The sequence below is a fragment of the Dyella kyungheensis genome (assembly GCF_049913195.1).
Classification (GTDB): domain Bacteria; phylum Pseudomonadota; class Gammaproteobacteria; order Xanthomonadales; family Rhodanobacteraceae; genus Dyella; species Dyella kyungheensis.
Map to the genome: position 1 here is coordinate 2,832,252 of NZ_CP183983.1, position 21,380 is coordinate 2,853,631.

The 21,380-nt window shown below is 65.1% G+C and carries 20 protein-coding genes; 11 read left to right on the forward strand and 9 right to left on the reverse strand.

Features of this window, described 5'->3' with window-relative positions; all coding sequences use genetic code 11:
- Position 1 precedes the first annotated feature (1 nt).
- A complete protein-coding gene (locus tag ACN9MB_RS12570) occupies positions 2-1,684 on the reverse strand; it encodes an alpha/beta hydrolase (RefSeq protein ID WP_426269084.1) in 1,683 nt (560 codons plus the stop codon).
- A gap of 2 nt (positions 1,685-1,686) precedes the next feature.
- On the reverse strand, positions 1,687-2,358 hold the full coding sequence (locus ACN9MB_RS12575) for a MarC family protein (protein WP_204636313.1): 672 nt from the start codon (positions 2,356-2,358) through the stop codon (positions 1,687-1,689).
- Between the two features lie 191 nt (positions 2,359-2,549).
- On the opposite strand from ACN9MB_RS12575, the gene ACN9MB_RS12580 reads away from it, so the two are divergent.
- Together ACN9MB_RS12580 and ACN9MB_RS12585 are read left to right on the forward strand one after the other, a co-directional pair.
- Positions 2,550-2,933, forward strand: coding sequence for a lysozyme inhibitor LprI family protein (locus tag ACN9MB_RS12580; RefSeq protein WP_426269085.1), 384 nt, complete (start codon positions 2,550-2,552; stop codon positions 2,931-2,933).
- Between the two features lie 109 nt (positions 2,934-3,042).
- A complete protein-coding gene (locus ACN9MB_RS12585; RefSeq protein ID WP_204636311.1) occupies positions 3,043-3,327 on the forward strand; it encodes a hypothetical protein in 285 nt (94 codons plus the stop codon).
- A 657-nt stretch (positions 3,328-3,984) separates the two neighbouring features.
- Here the strand turns inward: ACN9MB_RS12585 and ACN9MB_RS12590 are convergent.
- The gene (locus ACN9MB_RS12590) at positions 3,985-5,115 is read right to left on the reverse strand and encodes an FAD-dependent monooxygenase (RefSeq protein WP_426269086.1); all 1,131 of its coding nucleotides are present in this window, start codon (positions 5,113-5,115) and stop codon (positions 3,985-3,987) included.
- A 46-nt stretch (positions 5,116-5,161) separates the two neighbouring features.
- The gene (locus tag ACN9MB_RS12595) at positions 5,162-6,088 is read right to left on the reverse strand and encodes a helix-turn-helix transcriptional regulator (protein ID WP_426269087.1); all 927 of its coding nucleotides are present in this window, start codon (positions 6,086-6,088) and stop codon (positions 5,162-5,164) included.
- Positions 6,089-6,255: 167 nt separating this feature from the next.
- Between ACN9MB_RS12595 and ACN9MB_RS12600 the strand changes: the two genes are divergently transcribed.
- Positions 6,256-6,855 (forward strand): TetR/AcrR family transcriptional regulator, encoded by a 600-nt coding sequence (locus ACN9MB_RS12600; RefSeq protein ID WP_426269089.1) that lies wholly within the window; start codon positions 6,256-6,258, stop codon positions 6,853-6,855.
- A gap of 511 nt (positions 6,856-7,366) precedes the next feature.
- Here the strand turns inward: ACN9MB_RS12600 and ACN9MB_RS12605 are convergent.
- Positions 7,367-7,813: a hypothetical protein gene (locus ACN9MB_RS12605; RefSeq protein WP_426269090.1), complete on the reverse strand. Its 447-nt coding sequence runs from the start codon at positions 7,811-7,813 to the stop codon at positions 7,367-7,369.
- A 2-nt stretch (positions 7,814-7,815) separates the two neighbouring features.
- Between ACN9MB_RS12605 and ACN9MB_RS12610 the strand changes: the two genes are divergently transcribed.
- The 4 genes from ACN9MB_RS12610 (at position 7,816) to ACN9MB_RS12625 (ending at position 11,290) form a co-directional block, all read left to right on the forward strand.
- Complete coding sequence (locus ACN9MB_RS12610; RefSeq protein WP_426269091.1) at positions 7,816-8,127, forward strand: hypothetical protein; 312 nt, start codon at positions 7,816-7,818, stop codon at positions 8,125-8,127.
- A 167-nt stretch (positions 8,128-8,294) separates the two neighbouring features.
- Entirely contained in the window at positions 8,295-9,224 is a 930-nt protein-coding gene (locus tag ACN9MB_RS12615; RefSeq protein WP_204636305.1) for a LysR substrate-binding domain-containing protein, read from the forward strand.
- A 202-nt stretch (positions 9,225-9,426) separates the two neighbouring features.
- Complete coding sequence (locus tag ACN9MB_RS12620) at positions 9,427-10,371, forward strand: helix-turn-helix transcriptional regulator (RefSeq protein ID WP_426269093.1); 945 nt, start codon at positions 9,427-9,429, stop codon at positions 10,369-10,371.
- Between the two features lie 127 nt (positions 10,372-10,498).
- Complete coding sequence (locus ACN9MB_RS12625) at positions 10,499-11,290, forward strand: hypothetical protein (RefSeq protein WP_426269094.1); 792 nt, start codon at positions 10,499-10,501, stop codon at positions 11,288-11,290.
- A gap of 2 nt (positions 11,291-11,292) precedes the next feature.
- Here the strand turns inward: ACN9MB_RS12625 and recJ are convergent, their stop codons facing one another.
- Genes recJ through ACN9MB_RS12640 form a run of 3 tightly spaced genes read right to left on the reverse strand, consistent with a single transcriptional unit; the run spans position 11,293 to position 15,844 of the window.
- Positions 11,293-12,969, reverse strand: a complete 1,677-nt coding sequence (gene recJ, locus ACN9MB_RS12630; RefSeq protein ID WP_426271915.1) for a single-stranded-DNA-specific exonuclease RecJ — start codon at positions 12,967-12,969, stop codon at positions 11,293-11,295.
- A 35-nt stretch (positions 12,970-13,004) separates the two neighbouring features.
- Positions 13,005-13,925, reverse strand: a complete 921-nt coding sequence (locus ACN9MB_RS12635) for a phosphoglycerate mutase (RefSeq protein ID WP_426269095.1) — start codon at positions 13,923-13,925, stop codon at positions 13,005-13,007.
- A gap of 8 nt (positions 13,926-13,933) precedes the next feature.
- Positions 13,934-15,844, reverse strand: coding sequence for an ABC-F family ATP-binding cassette domain-containing protein (locus ACN9MB_RS12640; RefSeq protein WP_426269096.1), 1,911 nt, complete (start codon positions 15,842-15,844; stop codon positions 13,934-13,936).
- A 233-nt stretch (positions 15,845-16,077) separates the two neighbouring features.
- Between ACN9MB_RS12640 and ACN9MB_RS12645 the strand changes: the two genes are divergently transcribed.
- The 4 genes from ACN9MB_RS12645 to ACN9MB_RS12660 all read left to right on the forward strand — a co-directional run bounded on the left by ACN9MB_RS12645 (position 16,078) and on the right by ACN9MB_RS12660 (position 19,945).
- Positions 16,078-16,416 (forward strand): hypothetical protein, encoded by a 339-nt coding sequence (locus ACN9MB_RS12645; RefSeq protein ID WP_426271916.1) that lies wholly within the window; start codon positions 16,078-16,080, stop codon positions 16,414-16,416.
- A gap of 160 nt (positions 16,417-16,576) precedes the next feature.
- Positions 16,577-17,611: an agmatine deiminase family protein gene (locus ACN9MB_RS12650; protein ID WP_426269097.1), complete on the forward strand. Its 1,035-nt coding sequence runs from the start codon at positions 16,577-16,579 to the stop codon at positions 17,609-17,611.
- 135 nt (positions 17,612-17,746) lie between these two features.
- Positions 17,747-18,637 (forward strand): carbon-nitrogen hydrolase, encoded by an 891-nt coding sequence (locus tag ACN9MB_RS12655; protein ID WP_426269098.1) that lies wholly within the window; start codon positions 17,747-17,749, stop codon positions 18,635-18,637.
- A 75-nt stretch (positions 18,638-18,712) separates the two neighbouring features.
- Positions 18,713-19,945 carry a TraB/GumN family protein gene (locus ACN9MB_RS12660; RefSeq protein ID WP_426269099.1) on the forward strand — a complete coding sequence of 411 codons (1,233 nt, stop codon included), beginning with the start codon at positions 18,713-18,715 and terminating at the stop codon, positions 19,943-19,945.
- A gap of 125 nt (positions 19,946-20,070) precedes the next feature.
- On the opposite strand, the gene ACN9MB_RS12665 is transcribed toward ACN9MB_RS12660, so the two are convergent.
- A complete protein-coding gene (locus ACN9MB_RS12665; RefSeq protein ID WP_426269100.1) occupies positions 20,071-21,186 on the reverse strand; it encodes a glycoside hydrolase family 18 protein in 1,116 nt (371 codons plus the stop codon).
- Positions 21,187-21,380: the final 194 nt, after the last annotated feature.

The window sequence follows — 21,380 nt, forward strand, 5'->3', positions numbered from 1 at the left end:
TTCATCGTGCGGCGACCTCGGTATTCGCCGGCACCGGCTGTCCGGGGCGTGCCACGGCGTACATCTGCCACGCCATCTGCTTCAGCAACGCATTCGGGTCGTTGCCCTGGGCGTACAGGTCCATGTGCGCCTTGTTGGGAAGAAAGCGGATATCGGCGTGCGCATGCAGGCTGTCGAGCACGATCTGGAACTTGTGCACGGCACCGTCCAGGTACCAGGTGTCGTCGGTGCCCACCGCAATATGGATCTTGCCGTCCAGATCGGCTTTCAGCGTCGGCCAATGCGTCTGCACGTAATGGGCGATGTCGTAGCGGTCCACCCAGTAGTCGCGCACCTGGGAATCGATGTCGCCCGTGTAGCGGTCGAACAACTTCATCGGCGCGCCGTCCACGCCGCGCGGCGAGAACACCCATTCGTAGGATGACAACTGGCCGCCGTACGGACCGAGCACCTGCTCCAGCCGCGCGGCATCCGCGAAGGAGCCCTCGGCGTGGAAATGCACGCGATCGATCGGCCACGGCGTGCCGTCGGGACGGTGATAGAGGTTCACTTCCGGCGCATAGAGATTCACGCCGGAGAAATCATGGAAGTCGACAGGATCGGGCGAGGTCGACCAGGTGCCGCCGAACACCGTCGGGTAGTGCGTCTGCAGCCACAGTGTGGCCCAGCCGCCCGAGGAATGTCCGGTCAGCAGGCGGCCATGCGCATCGCCGTCCATGCGGTAGCGCGATTCGAGATAGGGAATCAGCTCGTCGACGAGTGCATCGCCCCACGGTCCGTTGTTCACAGAATTGGCAAACTCATGGGTGCCGGTCGGACTGGACTGGTCGAGGAACACCCAGATCATCGGCGGCATGCTGCCCTGCTCCATGGCCAGGTGCACATTCACCACGTCGTCGACCAGCGTGTTCTCGTCGCCGCCGTAGCCATGGGTGAAATACACGGTGGGATAGCGGCGCGTGGCCGAGGCGTCGTAACCCGGCGGCAGCAGCACCCAGCCGCGCATTGCGATGTCGCGTCCCCAGAAGGCCGACAGCAGCGCGCTGGTGCGTTCCAGTTTCACCGTGTGCAATCGCGCGTCGGCGGCATCGGCGCGCACGGCGGGGCTCTCCCATGGCAACGACCAGGGTTCGGCCCGCGTATGCACGGCTACCAGTTTCAGCACCGCGGGCGTGATGGCCGGAAGCCTGACGCTCACCACCGGGCTGATCAGATCGCCCGTATCGCGGCCGCTGTAGTTGTAGTTGTGGTCCTGATCGAGCACCGCCTGCAACAGGTAGTCGCCTGGCGGCAGATGCGAGAAGCCGGTGGGAAACGCCAGCGCATCGGTGTCGATCTCCACCGTCTGCCCTGGAGCAAGGCGCGCAATGTCGCGTGCCGCGACCGCCGCCTTGTTCGGGTGCCAGGCGTCCGCATCGACCGATGTCACCACGCCGCCCGGCGCATCCGCCCGGGCCGCCTGCGCGGGCGTGGCGAACAACAGCAGACGACCCGACACCGGCTGCGTGGCCGCACCATCCAGTTTCACCAGGAAGATCGGCGGCTTGCTGCGTGCCTGCCATTCCAGCGCGGCACGCACCGACACCGTGGCCACCACGATCAGTGCAAGAAGACAGACTGCGAGGATCTTCCAGGACCTCCGCATCCATGCCCGGATGCCGCCGTGATGAGTGTGGGTGCTCATGGCTAGGACATCAGCGCGGCGACGCCGTGCAGCGAATCCAGCAGGCCCGACAGGCCGCTCCAGAAGATCTGCACGCCAATGCAGAAGATGACGAACGCGAACAGGCGCATCACCACCTGTGTGCCGACTTCGCCAAGAAAACGCTGCAGGCGGCAGGCGTAGCGCACGCAAAGGTAGATGCAGAGGCTCAGCAGGACCAGGGCCACGCCTACGCCCGCCACGTGCACCGGCAGCGGTCCTTCCTTGGGCGAACCGGTTCCCAGCGCGATGGCCACGGCGATCGCACCCGGCCCCACCGTCAGCGGCAAGGTCAACGGGTAGAAGGCCTGCATGCGCAAGGTCATGCTTCCTCCTGTCACGTCATCGCGGTCTTTCGCATCGTCACCGCGCGACTGCAACAGCTTCCAGCCGGCGACAGCAACGATGATGCCGCCGGCCACGCGCAGCACGGGAATCGAAATGCCGAAAAAGGCCAGCACATAGGCGCCCAGCAGCAGTGAAACGGTCAGCAGGATCACGCTGTTGAGCGTGATGTTGCGTGCCAGCTCGGCGCGCTCCATCTCCGTCGCCTGCGGCACCATGCTGAGCACGATGAAACCCACCGCCGGCGGATTGATGATCGGCAGCAGGCTGGCGAGGATGAACAAGGTGGTCTTGACGAATTCCTGCAACATGGCAGCGCCAACGGTGATGAAGTGTCGCGGCACATGCTGAGGTTTGTGGCTTGCTGAGGCTTTCGGGTTGCCACGCGGCCTTTCGAAAACGAACGATGGATGCACTGCAAGCGGACCATCCGTGCGTTCCGGCAAGTCAACCCACCTGCCGGAGTGCATCATGGGGGCCCTCTTCGAGCAGGATTCGACTCATGCGCACGCTTCTTCGATCGTCGGGCCTGCTGGCCGTGCTGGCTTTGCCCCTGCACGCCCAAGTGGCGAGCTTCGATTGCGGCAAGGCCAGCACGCCCACCGAGCGGGCCATCTGCGCCACGCCTGAGCTCGGCCGCAAAGACGTCACCGTGGCCGCCTATTACCAGCTGTTGCTGCGCCTCAAGCCAGCCGCCGCCGGCATGGCCTATCGCGAGTTCGACGATCAAGTCCGCGCCGGGCAGCGCCAATGGTTGCAAGACGAACGCGATGCCTGCCGGGGCGACAGGCGCTGCCTGGATCGCGCCTACGATCGGCGCACCGACGCGCTGTTGACGACATTCGATGCGAATGCCGCGCTGACCTTCGGGCGAGCGCGGAACTGACCCGCGCTTTTCGTGTGAATTGGAAAAACGGCGTGCTGTCAGGGAATCGGCTGTCGGGTGCGATATCTAACCTATGCCTCACCTATTCGGCGAGACAGAGTTCACTACCATGAAGAAAGCACTATTCATCGGCATCGTCCTGGGTGCCGCCTCGACCTTCGGCTGCGCCACGATGGCCCAGCAGGGCGCTCCTTACGTGGACATCGGCTACCGCCATGGCAACCTGCGCAATGCGCAGGAGCACATCGTGCAGGCCTGGCAATTGGTGAGCAACGCCCAGGTCGACAATGACTCGCGCCTGGGCGGTCATGCGGGGCGTGCGAAGGAGTTGTTGAGTGAGGCGAATGAAGAGCTTCGCTTGGCGGCGGATGTGGCGAACGAGCACGGTCGCTAAGCCATCGATCGTCGACTACGCCCAGCCCATGGCGACATGTGCCGGGCGTAGTCGTTTTTGGCTTTAGCCGACGACGCCGCAACCTCCGGCTCGTCATCCCTGCGAAGGCAGGGATCCAGTAGACGTGTCGCTTGATTGTCGCGATCCCGCAACCGGGCCGCTTACGACGCGAAGCTAGTCCCGTGGGACGCAGCGGGCGTTTCGACTGCCTGCCGGCAGCCGAGTCACTTTTCTCTTGCTGGCCCAAGAGATCCCACGAGACTAGCTTCGCGTCGAAAGTAACCCAGAGAGAATGGCCTCAAGAGCTGGCAGCATCGTGTTGAATCCAAGCGCGAACGCTCGATGCGTGTCCCACCGAACCTCCACGGGAGGGTACCCCAGGGTTCATTCCGAGCGCTGTGCAACGTGCCCGAATCGCTGAGGACTTAAAGCGGGGCTGCGCTACGCATTGGCTTTCGCCACTGGCGCACGGTGCGGTGCTTGTCTGTGGGAGCGCACCCTGTGCGCGACCGCCACGCCGGAATGGATCGCTCCGTAGGTGTGTCGCGCACAGGGTGCGCTCCCACCCTAGATCGTCACTCCCATGCTCCTCACGTCTCCTCTCTCCTCGGGAGAGAAGGCCAGGTGCATGGAGCATGCGTTGCCAATGAGGACCCTTCAAGCCACCCTGCTCAACAAATCGTCAAGCACGATCCCATTCTTCGCACGAGTGAATTGATCGTCGGGTGCGGGCCCGCGGCGTTCCAGGTCGACCAATGCCTGATTGAGATCGACGAAGGGGCGCATGCGTTGTTCGTACGCCGCGAACGCTTGGGCGAAATCCTCCGGCGTGCGAGCCAGCTCCCGCGCCAGCACCAACGCACCCACAAGGGCGAGACTGGTGCCCTGCCCCGAGAACGGCGAGGCGCAATGAGCCGCGTCACCGGCCAGCACCACCCGGCCCTGCGACCACGACGGCATACGTATCTGCGCCAGCTCGCCGTAGTAGAACTGCGAGGCATCGCCCATGGCTTCGATCAGCTGCGGGAACACACCGCCGAGATGCGCGGATTTCTCCGCCACCACCGCCTTCTGCGCCGCCACATCGTCGCGTCCAACATGCACGTCGTCAGTGCCGAAGCCCACGCTCACGCGCAACTGCCGATGGTCGAAGCTGGGATAGACCACCGAGCCCATGGTCTCGTCGCGATAGGCGATCTGCCAATGATCGAGGTCGATCAGGTTCGGCGTGGTGAACAAGGCAAGCGCCACGCCCAGCGGCTTCACGAAGGCTTCTTCACCGCCGAAGACCAGCTTGCGCACTTGCGAATACACGCCGTCGGCACCGATCACCAGGTCGAAGCGCCGCTCCGCCCCGCCCTTGAAGACCACGCTGACGCCGTCGCTGTCCTGCGTCAGCGCGCGAATGCTGTCGCCCAGCAGGTAATCGATCCGGCTACCCGCTTTTTCCATCAGCAGCTTGCACAGGTCGTCGCGAAAAATCTCGATATCGGGACTGTCGAGGCGACCGGCGCTATAGGTGCGCTCTTCGGTGCGCTCGATCTCGTTGCCTTCGCTGTCGACGGTCGACATGCCGCGCAACTGCGTGCGTCGTTCGGCAATGGCATCGAGCAGGCCCATGGCCTTGACCACGTCCAGCGCCACGCCGCGCACATCGATCGCCTGCCCGCCTGCTCGCCATTCGGCCGAACGTTCCACGATGGTGACGCCAAAGCCGGCATCGTCGAGCCAGCAGGCCAGCGCCAGACCGGCCACACCGCCACCGGAAATCAGTACGTTCTTGCTCATGGAAGACAACCTCGAAAGGAAGGGTGAATGCTGTGGGAGAGGATGCTCAGCCGAGCTGTTCCAGCCGGCTGCGACGCCATTGCATCGGCGTCGTCTGCTCGAGATTCTTGAACACCGTGGTGAAGTGCGCCTGGGTGCGAAAACCGGCGCAGATGGCCACATCGATGAGCGTGCGCGAGGCGTCCATCAGCAAGGCCTTGGCATGCTGGATGCGACACTGCAACAGGTACTGATGCGGGCGCAGGCCGGTAGCGGCCCGAAACTGCGCCGCGAAATGCATCGGCGAGATGCCCGCTGACGCGGCCATGTCGGCCAGGCTGATGGCCTCGGCGACGTGCTCGCGCACGTAGGCCATCACGCGCTGCAGGCGCCAGCGCGGCAAGGCATTGCGTGGACCGTCCGATGGCGTGGCGCGTGAGCGCAGCACGCCAATGCGCGCCACGATCACCTCCACCATGTGGCGAAAGAACGCCGTATCCGATTCGCATTGGGTCGAGTTGAGCAGCATCTTGGTCAGCTGGAGCAAGGTCGCGTCCACCGAAAGATCGAGCCGCTGCGTCGTGGAGGAGGACGTCGGCATCACCGCCTGATGGCACCATAACGATGCCGGTATGCACAGCATCAACCCTTCGCACGCACCGTGCCACTCGGTGCGGACGATCTGATGCGCATGGCTGACGTGCATGCCGCCCTGAACCGTGTCGCCGAGCGCCATCCACTGCGTGCCCGCCAGCAAGGACAGCGAGCAAGGCGCCAGGAAGATGCGCACCATCACCATCCCGGCCGGCGTCTGCTCTACTTGCGTGGCCGCGGTGTCGCCGTCATGGCGCAGCACCAAGGCGCTGACTTCGCCCGCGTCGCGCGGCACGACGATGGTGCCAGCGGGCACATCGACAGGCGGCACCGGCCAGCGGGGCTGGGCCGGCCCAGCGGCAAGCAGGGGTACAGCAGTGGATTTCAGCGCGGTCTGCATGTCGGTCTCCCACCGGCAGAGAGGCCGGTGACGCTTGATCAGGTCGGGTCTTGCCTTGGCCAAGGGAGTGGCAACGTCAAAACCAAGGTATCTTTACAATGTCTAGATAGTTTGAGTACGCCGGAAGCCCTTGTCAACAAAAATCTTTACGATGGTAAGATGAGCCCATGAAAGCCACCCCGTACCACCACGGCGCCCTCCGCGACGCCCTTCTCACCGCCGCCGAGACGATCCTTCAACGCGACGGTCTGCTCGCCCTCACGCTGCGTGCCGCCGCGCGCGAAGCCGGCGTGTCGCACGCGGCGCCCGGCTACCATTTCGGCGACCTGCCCGGCCTGCTTACCGCACTGGCAGCCGTAGGCATCCGTCGTCTGTCGACGCAACTCAGGCAAATCAAAAGCTCGCCGGATCGTCGAACCTGGGATGCCGCCCGCGCCTATCTCGCGTTTGCGCGGGCCAATCCCGCGCTGTTCCAACTGATGTTCCAGTCCGACCGGCTTCAGCCGGACAATCCGTCGCTGGTGGAAGCGCGCACCGAAGCGATGCAGCAACTCGCCCGCACGCGCGGCATCGACGATCGGGAATTTTCTGTGGCGCAACTGGGCCATCTCACCGGCGGCTGGGCCATCGCGCACGGCTTCGCCACCCTGCTGCTCGACGGACGGCTGGCGCCGTTGCTCGGCACCATGCCGCCCGGCAGCACGCCGGAAGACCTGTTCGAAGCCATGCTCGCTTCGGCCGAAAAAGGTTTGATCGGCCAGAACTGATCGCGCGCGCCGCCGGCATCGAATGTCACCATGCGATGCAGACCGATCAACGCGAAGCACACCACCCGCATTCCTGCGTGACGTTCCGACGGTCGGGGAGATATCCGCGGCAACGCGAGCGCGTTGCACGATGGATGGCATGCATGCAGAAACGAAGTCATGAGCGACTGGGATCGGGGTGGAATCCCATGGGGAAGTCGTCACGACGTAACGCCTAGGCCGGCCAATCCCTGTGCCAGGCCCCTGCATGCACGTTCGCGCAGGAATGCGGTGGGTGCATGCATAGATTGCCAAGGCGGGAGGACGATGGCTTTTCGAATCGCACGCCACGCTTTCAAAACGAACGATGCACGTGCGCTCAAGCCGCTCACACGCCAGGCACTGATGGGAGCACCAGCCCTTTGTGGGAGCGCACTTGTGCGCGACAAGCCAACGGAGCGATGCACCCATGCGTGGCTGTCGCGCACAAGTGCGCTCCCACACATGCTTTGAAGCTCTGGTGCAGCCTCGCTCAGGCCGTCGGTGCGCCATGCGCCACGCCCAGACCGTGACGCTCGAGGATCGCGTACAGATGCTGCCACCAGCATTGCCGGTCGGCAGCGCTATCCAGCGGCGAGGGCACCAGGGGCAGGCATTCGAACGCTTGCCACACGTCGTCCGCTGGCGCGCCTTGCGACTCCAGCACGCTCAGGTGATTGTCCAGCTCGCTGAAGGGCGAAAGCTGGCACGGCGATTTTTTCTTCAGGCGACCCATGGCATGGCTCCACATCGAAAGGTGAAGCGACATTAGGGTGCGCGCCCCGTCTTCGCTTTCCAAAGCCGACACCGTTTTGCCGATTGCCACGATGCGCATCGCAGGCGTGGCATTCGAAAAATCGCGCTGCAAACATGCAAACCTTCGCCCACGATTGGCGCGAGCATCGCCTCGACGCACGACAACAACGTGCGCGAGGATCATGTATGTCCTGGTATAGGGTGTTCAGTGGCGACCTGCTGATCGGCTGGTCGATGCTGGAAGCCGGCGATCGCCCGCGGGCCACGGCCTTCGGCAACTTTGTGGCATCCCACCACTACGACCGCCTCCAGCGCGATTTCATCGCCTGCCGCGAAGACGACCAGGTGCTGATGGGACTGAACGTGGTCGGTGTGGATGGCAAGCTGAAAGCCGTCTCCGTGCATATCGCCGACTACAGCGACTTCGGCGAAGGCATCTCCATCGCCGTCTACGGCATTTCGGAGCCGCCATTCGACCGGTTGTTTCCCTGCAGCTGAAGAAGATGCCCTGATCGGTTTCACTTGGCCGTCCGGACGGCCGCCATTTCGTAAAGGCACGGTCGCGTGCCGCTTTACGGTGGCGCCTGCTAACGTGAGCCTCGATAATTCCTGCGTTCGCACAGGCCGCGCTGGCCAGGTGCTCGGCTCAACACAGGAGCGCCATCGTGCAATTCCGGCAGCTGCGCTATTTCGCCAAGATCGTGGAAGCGGGAAGTTTTTCCCGCGCGGCGGCGCTGATCCATATTGCCCAGCCCGCGCTCAGCAAGCAGATCGCCGAACTGGAAGACGAGTTCGGCATCACCCTGCTCCATCGCAGCGCGCGTGGCGTCACGCCCACGGCGGCCGGCGAGGTGCTGTACCAGGAAGCGATCAAACTGATCCGCCAGGTGGATGATCTTCCTGCCGTGGTGCGTTCGGCGCAGGGTGAGATCCAGGGCGTGGTGTGCTTTGGCATGGCCTCGACCATGGCGCCTGCGCTGACCGGCAAGATGATGGAGATCTGCCGCGCGAGCCTGCCCAAGATCACCTTGCGCTTCATCACCGGCGACAGCGAAACGCTGCGCGACAAGGTGGCGGCGAAGACGATCGACCTCGCCATGGTGTTCGAGAACGCGCCGGAAACCGGCTTCACGCGCGAGGTGCTGTTTCGCCAGCGCCTGTATCTGGCCAGCCGCAAACAAGGCACGACGGAGAAGTCCACGTCGCTGGCCAGGATCACCCAGTTGCCGTTGATGCTGCCTACGCCAACCAATGTGTTGCGCAAGGCGCTGGACCGCGAACTGGCTGCCGCCGGTCTGCAGGTCGAACCGGTGGCGGAATCGGATCTGTTCGACGTGGTGCTGTCCGCCGTCGAAACCGGACTCGGCCACGCCATTCTTCCCAAGGGCGATTTCACCGATATGCCCGGGCACCCGGACATCGCCACCACGCCGATCGAACCGCCGATCTATCTCACCGCCTGCCTGATCACCTCGCGCGACAAGCCGCTGACGCGTGCGGCGGCCGCCATCGAAGCCCAGCTGCTGGGCTTTCTGCGCAGCCAGGTGGGCCAGTCGGCATTCAAGGGCGCCGAATGGGTCGACGCCGAGCCATAACGGGCCGATATGCCCGCATAGCGAAATAGTATTTTCTTTCGCCCCGGCACAAGCACACACTCTGCTGCAACGCACAAGCAAGGCCCTTAGCCGCACCGCCTCCGCAGCCTATCTCCTCCCTGGAACCGCCCCACAGGCGCTTCCCGACCCCTTGATTCCCATCATTTCGAACCAGCACGCTTTTGGCTGGAACGGAGAAGTCATGTCTACCGTTGCCCCCCGTCGTACCTTGAACAAGGCGCTTGCCGTCAAGGCCCAGCACGCCACCCGCGCCCTGCTGGACCGCTGCGCCAACAACACCAACTGGATGCAGTCGAACCTGCTGGCCGGTGCCGCGAGCATGCGGGCAAAGGCGTCCGTGTGGACGCATGCGGATGCCACGCCGGTCAGCTGGGAAGCTACTACGCCGCAAAACGCCTATGCGGTACTGCTGTTGCTCGACGACGCTCGTCTTTCCCTGCGCAGCGATGCCCATGCAGTGCAGGAACGCGCCTGCGACGCCGGTTCGTACTATGTGAGCCGTCCCGGCGAATCGGTAAGCGTGCATTGCCCGGGCCAGTGCCGCGCGCTGTATGTGGCCGTGCCGGTGCCGCTGTTCTGGTCGGCGGATGAAGCGAGCCACGCGTGCTTCTCGGTGGGCCCGGCGCGCGATGCCCTGCTGCTGCAGTTGGCCCGCACGCTGCTGGAGATGCATGGCGAAAGCCGCGAACAGGCGCTGGCCACGCAAGTAATGGAACTATTCGTGGATCGCCTGCGCCACCTGCGTGCCGCCGCGGCGCCTGTCGCCTGCGCTGTGAAGAAGACCATACTTCCGCAGTGGCGCCTGCAGCGCGTCGATGACTACGTCAAGGCGCATCTGTCCGAACACATCACCTTGAACGACATGGCCGCCGCCGCAGGGCTCTCGCCGATGCACTTTGCCGCGCAGTTTCGCGCCGCCACCGGCTTCCGTCCGCATCACTATCTGCTGCTGTGTCGCATGGAGCACGCCAAGCAGCTGATGGCCGAGATGCCGCGCTCGATGCTGGACGTGGCCCTGGAAGTGGGTTTCCACACGCAGGCGCACTTCACCACCGTGTTCAAGCGACTCACCGGCAAGACACCCAGCCAGTGGCGCGTCGATACCCTGCGGGCACAGCACGTATAAGCACCATCGCGGTCGTGCGAATCCGAAAAATCGGCGGTGCAACGGAAACGACCGCGCCAGCCGCCTGCCTAACATGCGTGTATCGACCGTCCCCACGGCAGCCCAGCAAAACCCAAAGGCCAACGCCATGACTTCGTCCCTCGCGCTGCGTCGCAAGCCGCTGATCCGGCGCGCCACGCTTCCCGCCAGCCGCACGCTCAAGCGCATCCGCGAACGCATGCTGGACAAGGTCTGGCGCCGCGCCATGGCGCGGCGCGGGCACGCCTGGCTGGGCGACGCGCTGGCCGCTGCCACGCCGCTGTGTCCGCACGCCTCGGCACCGTACCGTTCCATGGCTGCCGCCGTCGGCAGCGAAGATCCCGAAGGCGCCATGCTGTTGGGCACCGGCCACAGTCTGGCAGTACAGCTCGACGCCATCGACAGCCACTTCGTCAAAGACATACTCGTGCGCCGCGCCGCCTGTGCGATGGCAGCGCTGCATCATGACGGTGGCTATCTCGGCTACGCCCGTGCCGAGCACATGGAAGTGATGGGCAACGAGGTGGGCTTTGCGGAACTCGATTGCGCGGCCTGCGACGCGCTGGACGTCGCCACCGCGCAAACGCGCGACTGGCTGCTGTTCACCGCCAGCGTAGCGCTGCACTACGAAGAACGTGCGAACGACCTGGCAGCCATTCTCTTTCGCGCCATGCGCGCACTCCCCGAAGCAACCTCCGAAGCGCTGCGCCAGACAACGGACAGCCTCGCCGCACTCGAGCATACGTGGTGCAGGTTCCTGGGTCGCAACGTCAGGGCCATGCACACGGCGGTGCTGGCGATCCGTACGCGCGACGCCTGGAGGGCCGCACCGGCTGCGTCAGTGCAGGCGCTTTCGTCTCGACCCAACCACGCCTTGCTGCGTTATCTGGACCTGCGCTGACGTCAGACCGCTTCGATGTAGCGCAGCAGCAAGCGCGCGCTTTCCCTGCCCTGCCAGTCGTTGATGACCAACTCGTAGGCTGCACGCAGCACCGTCGGTGGCGGCGTGCCTTCGTAGGCATTGAACATCACGGCATCGTGCACGGAGCCATCGCGTGGGTCGCGCAGGCTCAAGCGCAAGTGGCGCTCGCCCATCACCCGCCAGCTGGCGCATTCGAACAGATTATCGAACACCGGCTCGGGAAACGCCTGACCCCAGGGGCCCGCCGCGCGCAGCTGCCGCGCCAGTTCCAGCGTCGCCGCGCCGGGCGGCAATTCGCCGTCGGTGTGCTGCACCGCCTGCAGGTGGTCGTCGTCCAGCCACTCGCGTGCGATGGCATCGAACGCTGCCGCGAATCGCGGGTAATCCTCGGTGCGAAGGCTCAAGCCAGCCGCCATCGCATGTCCGCCGAAGCGCGCGATCAAGCCAGGATGGCGCGCGTCGATCATCGCCAGCGCATCGCGAATATGAAAACCGCCGATGGAACGCGCGGAGCCGCGAAGCTCGTCCGGCATCTCTTCGCTGGCGGGCGCAAAGGCGATCACCGGGCGGTGCAGCCGTTCCTTCAACTTGGAGGCCACCAGTCCCACCACGCCCGCATGCCAGCTCGGTTCGAACAAGGCCACGCCCACGGCGTCGATATCGGCCGCCCGGGACACCATGATTTCCGCTTCCGCCACCATCGCGGCCTGCAACTCGCGGCGCTCCTGGTTGATCGAGCTGAGCAGCTCGGCGTAGCGACGGGCCTGCACCGGATCATCGGTGAGCAGGCATTCCACGCCGATGCGCATGTCTTCGAGCCGACCGGCCGCGTTGAGGCGCGGACCAATCGCAAAACCAAGATCGCTTGCACACAGCGTCGCCACGCTGCGCTGGCTAGCTTCCACCAGCGCGATCACGCCCGCGTGCCCACGTCCGCCACGCACGCGGCGCATGCCTGCTTCGACCAGCACGCGGTTGTTGAAATCCAGCGGCACCAGATCAGCCACCGTACCCACGGCCACCAGATCGAGCAGCACCGAGAGATCCGGCTCGTTGCTCGCCGTGAACCTGCCCTGCTCGCGCAGCGATGCACGCAACGCCAGCAACAGGTAGAACATCACGCCCACGCCGGCCAGCGCCTTGCTGGGAAAGCTGTCGCCGCCAAGGTTCGGATTGACCATGGCATCGGCGGCGGGCAGTTGCTCGCCGGGCAAATGGTGGTCGGTGACGATCACGCGGATGCCACGCGCCTGCGCGGCGGCGACGCCAGCAATGCTGGCCACGCCGTTGTCCACCGTGACGATCAGCTGCGGCGTGGGCTGCAACGATTCCACCAGCGCCGGACTGAGCCCATAGCCATGCACGAAACGATTGGGCACGGCGTAGTCGACCCGACGCGCACCCAGCATGCGCAAGCCGCGCACCGCCACCGCGGTGCCGGTGGCGCCGTCGCAATCGTAATCGCCGGCAATCACGATCGACCAGTCGTCGCGGATCGCCTCCGACAGCAGCGCGACCGCCCGCTCGATGCCGCCCAGTTGCTGCGGCGAAAGCAGGCGCGCCAATCGGTATTCGGCGCCCAGCGGCGACAACACACCACGCGCCGCGAAGACCTGCTGCAACACCGGATGGACGTCCAATCCCCAGCCGTCGGGCATGCCCTGGGCGACGCGACGGCGAAGATTCACCCGCTTCACCGGCCGCTCCCGCGCCAGAAGCGCAGGCGATGCCAGGGACGATGCAGCCAGCGCTCGCCACTGGCGAAGCTGAGCTGTACAGGGTGCTGCTTTGCCAGCGCAAGCAGACTCGGCGTCCAACGAGTGGCCAACTCGTCCACCGGAAGATCCTGCAGATCGATGAGCATGCCCGGGGCTGCTGACGTCACCGATGACTCCGTGCGCGCAATCACCGGAATGCCCGCGCGCTTCGCCAACGCCGTCAACAGAAGATCGTCGCCAATGACACCGGTGAGCGTGGTGGGCACGGACACCGGCAGCACGCCGCCTCCCCACAACCACAGGTGATTGACCGGCGGCAGGCCGCGCTCGCGTCGGGCGGCATTGAGCGGATGCTGATGCAGGATCACCTGCAGCTCGTTCAGCAGGATGCGCCAAGAACGGCCTTCGACGCCTTGCGGCAAGTGATAGTAAAGATCTTCGCCCAGCGCCTGCTCAGGCGCGGCGAAATCAGGCATCGACGCATCCGCCGGCAAACGCACATGCCAGTGATCGGGCGCTGACACCTGCAGCGCCATGCCGGCTTCGTCGAACAGCGGCATCAGCGTTTCGGCCAACGCCTGCGCCTCCGGCATCGACAACTGCATCTGGCCACAGGCCAACAGGCGTGCACCGTTGAGATCGGGTTGCACCCAGGCCGGATCGGCACACAGCCACCGCTCGACGCCGGCATCGCCCGCGATCAGTTCACGCGTCAGCGCCCCGGCGGGCAGCGGGCTGGGTACAGCGAAACGATCGGCAAGGCCGGCCATGTAGCCGCGCTCGCCATCGTCCAGGCGATCAGCTTTGCGCAACAAGCCATGCAGCGGGTGATCGGGCGCGAAGCGCGCGAGGTTCGGCAGCCAGACATCGATCGCGTGGTGAACCGAACCGTTCATCGCTGCGCTCATGCCTCCAGCTGTTCGTAGAGTGCGAGCCACTCGACTTCGAGCGTTTCCTTCTCGCGGCGCAGCTCGGTCTGCTTCTGGCTCAAGCGCATCATCTCGGCCGTGGGGCCGTTATAAGTGGCCGGATCGGCAAGCTTGGCTTCGAGCGTGGCCAGTTCGCCTTCCAGCGTGGCGATGCGCGTCTCGATCTTCTTTACGCGTGAACGCGAGGCCTTGTCGTTCTCGCGTTCGGCCGCGGTGCGAAGGCGGCGCTCTTCCGCCGTTTCCACGCGCTCGACCGGCTTGGCTTCCTTCTCTTTGTTCTTGGCCTTCTTGGCCGCCGAACCACGGCTGCGCAACCAGCGCGCGTAATCGTCCAGGTCGCCGTCGAACGGTTCCACGCTGCCGTCGGCCACGCGCCAGAAACTGTCGCTGACCATGCCGAGCAGATGGCGATCGTGCGACACCAGCACCAGCGCGCCATCGAACTCGGCCAGCGCATCGGCCAGCGCTTCGCGCATGTCGAGGTCGAGATGGTTGGTCGGTTCGTCGAGCAGCAGCAGGTTGGGCTTGTCCCAGGCGATCAGGGCCAGCGCCAGTCGCGCGCGTTCGCCGCCGGAAAAACCGTCGACCGATTCAAAAGCGCGGTCACCGGCGAAATTCCACGAACCGAGAAAGTCGCGCAAGGCCTGGGCGGCCACGCCGGGCGCCTTTTCCTGCAGGTGATCGAACGGCGACGAACCTTCGTGCAGGCTCTCCACCGTGTGCTGGGCGAAGTAGCCAATCTTGAGATCCTTGTGCCCTTTGCGCTCGCCTGCCAGCGGGGTCAGTTCGCCGACCAGCGTCTTCACCAGGGTGGATTTGCCGGCGCCGTTGGGGCCGAGCAAGCCGATGCGTTCGCCCGCTTCCAGGCGGAAACGCACGTTGCGCAAAATCGTGGTGGCGGCTTCGCCGTTCTCTCCCGGATAACCGGCATCGACGTCTTCGATCTGCACCATCGAATCGGGGAGGCGCGCAGGCACGGCGAACTGGAAATGGAACGGACGCTCGGCGCGCACTGCCTCGGTGCCCGCCAGCTTCTCCAGTCGCTTCACGCGCGACTGCGCCTGCTTGGCCTTGCTGGCCTTGGCCTTGAAACGATCGACAAACGATTGCAGATGCGCGCGCTCGGCCTGTTCGCGCTCGTGCGCGATCTGCTGCTGGCGCAACTGCTCGGCGCGCAGGCGCTCGAACGCACTGTAGTTGCCCGTATAGAGCTTGCCGCTGCCATCGTTGAGGTGCAGCGTGTGGGTGATCACGCCGTCGAGGAATTCGCGGTCGTGCGAAATGATCAGCAAGGTGCCCTGGTAGCGACGCAACCATTCTTCCAGCCACAGCACGGCGTCGAGATCGAGATGGTTGGTGGGCTCGTCGAGCAGCAACAGGTCGGACGGCGCCATCAGCGCACGCGCCAGGTTCAGTCGCACGCGCCAACCGCCGGAGAATTCCTTCACCGGCGTCTCGTGCGTCTCCGCGGCAAAACCCAGGCCGTGCAGCAAGCGGCCGGCGCGGGCTCGCGCGTCGTAGCCGTGCAGTTCTTCGATGCGGTGATGCGCACGCGCCATCGCTTCGGTATCGCCCCGCGCCTGCGCATCGAGCTCGTCGCGCAGCGCCTTGGCCAGTTCTTCGTCGCCACCCATCACATATTCGATGGCGGGGTCCGGCAGCGAAGGGGTTTCCTGGGCCACCGAGGCCATGCGGATCTTCGCCGGCAGGTCCAGATCGCCGGCATCGGCTTCCACCTGGCCCTGCAAGGCGGCGAACAGGCTGGACTTGCCGCAGCCGTTGCGCCCGACCACACCCAGCCGCCAACCCGTCTGGATGACCAGGTCGATATCGGAAAGCAGCAGCCGGCTGCCACGGCGGAGAGCGAAGCGTCGAAACGAAATCATGAGGAAGAGCCTAAAGCCTGTTCAGTGCCGTGGCATGGCCTGCACAGGGCAGACGCATGGGACCGGGCGCAACGCCCGCAGCCGCCCATGATAGCCGCAGCGCGCACCAATCCTCATGGCGAATGCCCACGCCGTCGCAATCGCCGCAGATTCGCATGGCTAAGGCCCGGCAGTTCTGCTACAACGACGCGGCAACGCCTTGTGCGGAGAGGGGAACCGTGAACAAGTACGGAATCAGCAAGTTCAGCATCAGCCTGTCCATCGCCCTGCTGGCCGCCAGCGTCGGCGCGCCGGTGGCCGCCCATGCGGCGGACAGCCTGCTCATCAACCGCGTGCAACAGGAAAAGGGCATGGACCTGCCCAGCCGCGGCATGAGCATGGCCGACGTGGAGAAAAAGTACGGTGCTCCGCAGCGCAAGCTCTCGCCCCGCGGCGGCGACAGCGCCCAGCATCCGGTGATCAACCGCTGGGATTACGCGCATTTCATCGTGTATTTCGAGAAGAGCCACGTGATCCACGCGGTGCTCAACACGCCGGCGGGCAACAACACCAATCCCGCTTCGGTCAACTGATCCAGGCGAAGGTTTTACCGGCGCGGCTCGTGGAAACACGGGCCGCGTTCTCTTTTCCGCCCTGTCACGTCTCATCGTTTACACTCTGCGCCCTTCATCGCCAGCCCTGGGCTTCCTAGCGGCCACGGCGACTGTCCCCGCTGCAAGAGAGCCGCCTACGATGATCGACCACAGCCTTCGCCTTCCGGCGGAATGGGAGCCGCAATCGGCCGTTTTGATCGCCTGGCCGCACGCCGGCACCGATTGGGCCGACCGCCTGGCCGAGGTGGAAACCACGTATGTCGCGCTCGCCGCCGCCGTGACGCGCTTCCAGCCGCTGATCGTCGTGGTGGCGAACAATGAATTGCGGCTGCGCGTGCAGGCCCTGCTCACCGGCGAAGGCGTCGATCTGTCCAAGATCCGCTTCGTCGAGCTGCCCTACGACGATACCTGGCTGCGCGACTCGGGCCCGATCACGCTCAGTGGCGACGGAGGCCAGTACCAGCTCACCGATTTCCGCTTCACCGGCTGGGGCGGCAAGTTCGGCGCCGAGCAGGACGACGCGCTGATCGCCGGCCTGGTGCAGGCAGGCGTGTTCGGCAAGGCCAAGCACAAGCGCATCGACTGGGCGCTGGAAGGCGGCGGCATCGAAAGCGATGGCGAGGGCACCGTGCTCACCACCTGGCGCTGCCTGACCCAGCGCCATCCGGAACAGTCGCGCGCGCAGATGACCGAGATCCTCGGCGACAGTCTGCACGCACAGCGCGTGCTGTGGCTCGACTACGGTTACCTCGAAGGCGACGACACCGACGCGCACATCGATACGCTGGCCCGCTTCGCGCCAGGCGAGCGCATCGTCTACCAGGACTGCGACGACGCCAGCGACCCGCACCACGACGAGCTCAAGCGCATGGGCGAGGAACTCGCCGCGCTGCGCACGCCCGGCGGCAAGCCCTATGCGCTTTACCCCCTGCCCTGGGCCAAGCCGATCGTCGACGACGGCCGCCGCCTGGCGGCGTCCTATGCGAACTACCTGATCGTCAACGATGCGGTACTGGTGCCCGCCTATGGCGACACGGCCGACGACGAGGCCGCGCGCATCATCGGCGAAGCGCATCCAGGCCGCGAGATCGTGCAGGTGCCCTGCCGCCCGCTGATCTGGCAGAACGGCAGCCTGCACTGCATCACCATGCAGCTGCCGGCCGGCATCGTCTGAAGACCGGGCCAGTGGAAACTGGCCCAAGACCCACCATATAGATGAATTGCCGCCCGCCCCGCCACGGGGCCGGGCGGGCGTATCCGTTAGACTCTGCGATCTGCTCCCCGGCAGCCTTTTTCTGGAAGCCCACCGATGACCCGCAAGACCCTCAAAGTCGCCCTGCTGCAGGAAACCGACCGCGGCAGCCGCGATGCCAATCTCGACGCCATTGAGGCGGGTCTGCGCGAGGCGGCGGCCCAGGGCGTGGAACTGGTGCTGCTGCAGGAACTGCACAACGGCCCCTATTTCTGCCAGCGCGAGTCGGTGGACGAATTCGACCTGGCCGAAACCATCCCCGGACCCAGCACCGCACGCATCGGCAAGCTGGCCGAGGAGTTGAAGCTTGTGGTGGTCGCCTCGTTGTTCGAGAAGCGCGCCACCGGGCTGTATCACAACACCGCCGTGGTGTTCGACCGTTCGGCGGCCATCGCGGGCAAGTACCGCAAGATGCACATCCCGGACGATCCGGCGTTCTATGAGAAGTTCTACTTCACGCCGGGCGACATCGGCTTCGAACCGATCGACACCGCCGTGGGCCGCCTGGGCGTGCTGGTGTGCTGGGACCAGTGGTATCCGGAAGCCGCCCGCCTGATGGCGCTGGCCGGCGCCGACCTGCTGCTCTATCCCACCGCCATCGGCTGGGACCCGCAGGACGACCAGGCCGAGAAGGATCGCCAACGCGAAGCCTGGGTCACCGTGCAGCGCGGTCACGCCGTGGCGAACGGGTTGCCGCTGCTGTCGTGCAATCGCACCGGTTTCGAAGCCGACAAGGCCGGCGTCACCAACGGCATCCAGTTCTGGGGCACCAGCTTCGTGGCCGGTCCGCAGGGCGAATTCCTGGCGCAGGCCGGCACGGACGGTCGTGCACTGTTGATCGCCGACGTCGACATGGCGCGCAGCGAGCACGTGCGCCGCATCTGGCCGTTCCTGCGCGACCGCCGCATCGACGCGTACAGCGACCTGCTGAAGCGTTTCCGCGACTGACACCCATGTGGCGCGAGTAGCTTCGCGCCGCTGCCACTCCATGCAGTCTTTGCCTGCACCACACCGACACCGCGCATGAGCCAGACCGACATCACCGATTCCCTGCCGCCCGTGTTGCACGACCAACCGATCGAGCGCGTGATGCGCGACGGCGTGGAATACGTGGTGCTCGGCACGGCGCACGTATCGCGTACCAGCGTCGAAGCGGTGGAGGCGCTGCTTGCGCACGAGACCTTCGACGCGGTGGCGGTGGAACTGTGCGACAGCCGCGCCCAGGGCATGCGCGACCCTGAAGCGTTCAAGCAGATGGACTTGTTCCAGGTGATCCGCCAGGGCAAGGCCGGCATGGTCGCCGCCAGCCTGGTGCTGTCCTCGTTCCAGAAGCGCCTTGCCGAGCAGTACGGCATCCAGCCCGGCGCGGAAATGAAGGCCGGCATGGATGGCGCCGAACAGCGCGGCGTGCCGGTTTGGCTGGTGGATCGCGAGGTGGGCACCACGCTGCGCCGTGCCTGGCATAGCGTGGGCTTCTGGCAGCGCTTCGGCTTGATGGGTGGCTTGATCGCCAGCGTGTTCGAACGCGAGAACATCCAGGAAGTCGAGATCGAAAAACTCAAGCAGGGCGACATGCTCGAGAGCGCCTTCAGCGAGTTCGCCACCAATTCGGCGCCGCTCTATCGCGCGCTGATTGCCGAACGCGATGCCTACATGGCCGCGCGTCTGCGCGAACAGGCCGCGCAAGCCGGTTTCGGCGAAGGCCGCCGCGTGCTGGTGGTGATCGGCGCCGGCCACCTCAAGGGCCTGTGCGAACAACTACGCACGCAGCAAGGCGATCCCGCTGTCGAAACCGCATCGCTCTCCGCGGCGCCACCGAAGGCCGCATGGCCGAAATGGCTGGCCCTGGGCCTGGTGCTGGCGGTGTTCGTCGCCATCGGCTTCGCCTTCCACCGCAACCCATCCCTGGGCGCGGCTGCGTTGCGCGACTGGGTGCTCTACACGGGCGGCTTCTCCGCCATCGGCGCCATCATCGCGGGCGCGCATCCGTTGAGCGTGCTCGCCGCATTCGTTGCCGGACCGATCAAACCGTTCCGTCCCGGCATTCCCTCCGGCGGCATCAGCGCGATGGTCGAAGCCTGGGTGCGCCGCCCGCGCGTGGCCGATTTCGAAACCCTGCGCGACGACATCGGCCACTGGCGCGGCTGGTGGCGCAACCGCGTCGCCCGCACCCTGCTCAACTTCTTCCTGGTCTGCCTGGGCACGATCATCGGCGAATACACCGCCGGCATTCATATCGTGAAGAGCTTGCTCTGAGCACCGCGGCAAAACAATCCTGCTCGGTCTAACTGTGGGAGCGCACCCTGTGCGCGACTGCAACGCTGCAATGTATCGCTCCGTTGGTTTGTCGCGCACAGGGTGCGCTCCCACACTAAAAACGCTCAATGATGACCCAGTGCCTCATCGAGCACGCCCAACAGTTCCTCGTTGGGGTCCAGGCTCTGCTCCCAATACATCACCCCACCCAATCCCTTCGCCTTGACGAACGCCGCTTTCGCCCGCAGCGACTGCGGATCTTCATAGGTCACGAATGTGCGCGTCTTCGCATTCCACAGATACGGCGCCTGCGCCTTCGCATCCCAATGCCGTACATAGCCGTTCTTGTCGATGTAGCTCGCCACCAGCTCCCGCCATGACGGACTGCCTGCGTACTTCGCATACTTCTGCTGCAAGCCGTCGTGCGCAGGATCCACTCCGCTGAACTCGCGCCCATAGAACGCCGCGCCGAGATTGAGCTTCTTCGCCGGCACCCCCGCCGCAAGGAACTGCGCCACCGCCTTGTCGCCCGCACGATCATCGGCAGGCGCGACATCGGACAGATGCAGACCCGCGTGATGCCCCGTGGTCGGGGTGAGGCTGTTGTGGAAGTCGTACGTCATCAGGTTGATCCAGTCGAGCGAGCGCGACGCACGCTCAAGCTCGATGCCCGCCACGAATTCGCCGTCAGCCGCGGCGATGGTCACCAGGTAGTGGCGGCCGTGATGGGCCGCGCCCAGCTTGTCCAGGCGGGCGCGAAACGTCTCCAGCAAGAGGCTGAAATTGCGTTTGTCCTCGGGGCGGTGGCTGATGCCGGGACCGGCCAGCGTGGGATATTCCCAATCGATATCCACACCATCCACATCGTACTTTTCGATGAACGCGGCCACGTCGTCGGCCATACGCTGGCGCGTTTCGGCAGTCAACGCCACGTCGGAGAAATAGTCCGCCCCCCAGCCGCCGATGGAGACGACGACCTTGAGGTCGGGATTGATCTTGCGCAGCCCCGTGAGGGTCGCCAGCGTCTGTCCGGCGACGGGACTTGGAAACTGCACCTTGCCTTGGGCATCGACCCGCGCAAACGCATAGTTGATGACGTCGAGCTTCCGCGCGCTCACCGGCGGCAGCGGTTGGGTGTCGGCCACGTAGCCGACGATGCGGTAATCTGCCGCAGGGGGTGCGGCCTGCGCCTGCGCGCTGTTCCATGCCATGCCCAAGGCCATCGCAACAGCGGCGGCCATCCGCAGTCCGCGGCGATTTCCCGCTTTCCCAAGCACTTCTTTCATGGTTTGTCCCTTGCGTGAGTCGTTGCGCAGCGCAGGCTCGCCGAAGCGCCCGCCCCTTTACTGTGATGCCTCGCACTGATGCGAATCAGTGGCTTGCGACATGTTGTCCGTTCGTGAACGCTACGACTATACTTCCGGGACTTTCACCA

Bases quoted from the DNA above. Each gene is read 5' to 3' on its own strand.
- ACN9MB_RS12625 (WP_426269094.1), top strand. From the start codon at position 10,499: ATGACTTCGTCCCTCGCGCTGCGTCGCAAGCCGCTGATCCGGCGCGCC.
- recJ (WP_426271915.1), bottom strand. From the start codon at position 12,969: ATGCCCGACGGCTGGGGATTGGACGTCCATCCGGTGTTGCAGCAGGTC.
- ACN9MB_RS12595 (WP_426269087.1), bottom strand. From the start codon at position 6,088: ATGCAGACCGCGCTGAAATCCACTGCTGTACCCCTGCTTGCCGCTGGG.
- ACN9MB_RS12660 (WP_426269099.1), top strand. From the start codon at position 18,713: ATGAGCCAGACCGACATCACCGATTCCCTGCCGCCCGTGTTGCACGAC.
- ACN9MB_RS12655 (WP_426269098.1), top strand. From the start codon at position 17,747: ATGACCCGCAAGACCCTCAAAGTCGCCCTGCTGCAGGAAACCGACCGC.
- ACN9MB_RS12635 (WP_426269095.1), bottom strand. From the start codon at position 13,925: ATGAACGGTTCGGTTCACCACGCGATCGATGTCTGGCTGCCGAACCTC.
- ACN9MB_RS12600 (WP_426269089.1), top strand. From the start codon at position 6,256: ATGAAAGCCACCCCGTACCACCACGGCGCCCTCCGCGACGCCCTTCTC.
- ACN9MB_RS12650 (WP_426269097.1), top strand. From the start codon at position 16,577: ATGATCGACCACAGCCTTCGCCTTCCGGCGGAATGGGAGCCGCAATCG.
- ACN9MB_RS12585 (WP_204636311.1), top strand. From the start codon at position 3,043: ATGAAGAAAGCACTATTCATCGGCATCGTCCTGGGTGCCGCCTCGACC.
- ACN9MB_RS12640 (WP_426269096.1), bottom strand. From the start codon at position 15,844: ATGATTTCGTTTCGACGCTTCGCTCTCCGCCGTGGCAGCCGGCTGCTG.
- ACN9MB_RS12580 (WP_426269085.1), top strand. From the start codon at position 2,550: ATGCGCACGCTTCTTCGATCGTCGGGCCTGCTGGCCGTGCTGGCTTTG.
- ACN9MB_RS12605 (WP_426269090.1), bottom strand. From the start codon at position 7,813: ATGATCCTCGCGCACGTTGTTGTCGTGCGTCGAGGCGATGCTCGCGCC.
- ACN9MB_RS12665 (WP_426269100.1), bottom strand. From the start codon at position 21,186: ATGGCCGCCGCTGTTGCGATGGCCTTGGGCATGGCATGGAACAGCGCG.
- ACN9MB_RS12610 (WP_426269091.1), top strand. From the start codon at position 7,816: ATGTCCTGGTATAGGGTGTTCAGTGGCGACCTGCTGATCGGCTGGTCG.
- ACN9MB_RS12575 (WP_204636313.1), bottom strand. From the start codon at position 2,358: ATGTTGCAGGAATTCGTCAAGACCACCTTGTTCATCCTCGCCAGCCTG.
- ACN9MB_RS12590 (WP_426269086.1), bottom strand. From the start codon at position 5,115: ATGAGCAAGAACGTACTGATTTCCGGTGGCGGTGTGGCCGGTCTGGCG.
- ACN9MB_RS12570 (WP_426269084.1), bottom strand. From the start codon at position 1,684: ATGAGCACCCACACTCATCACGGCGGCATCCGGGCATGGATGCGGAGG.
- ACN9MB_RS12620 (WP_426269093.1), top strand. From the start codon at position 9,427: ATGTCTACCGTTGCCCCCCGTCGTACCTTGAACAAGGCGCTTGCCGTC.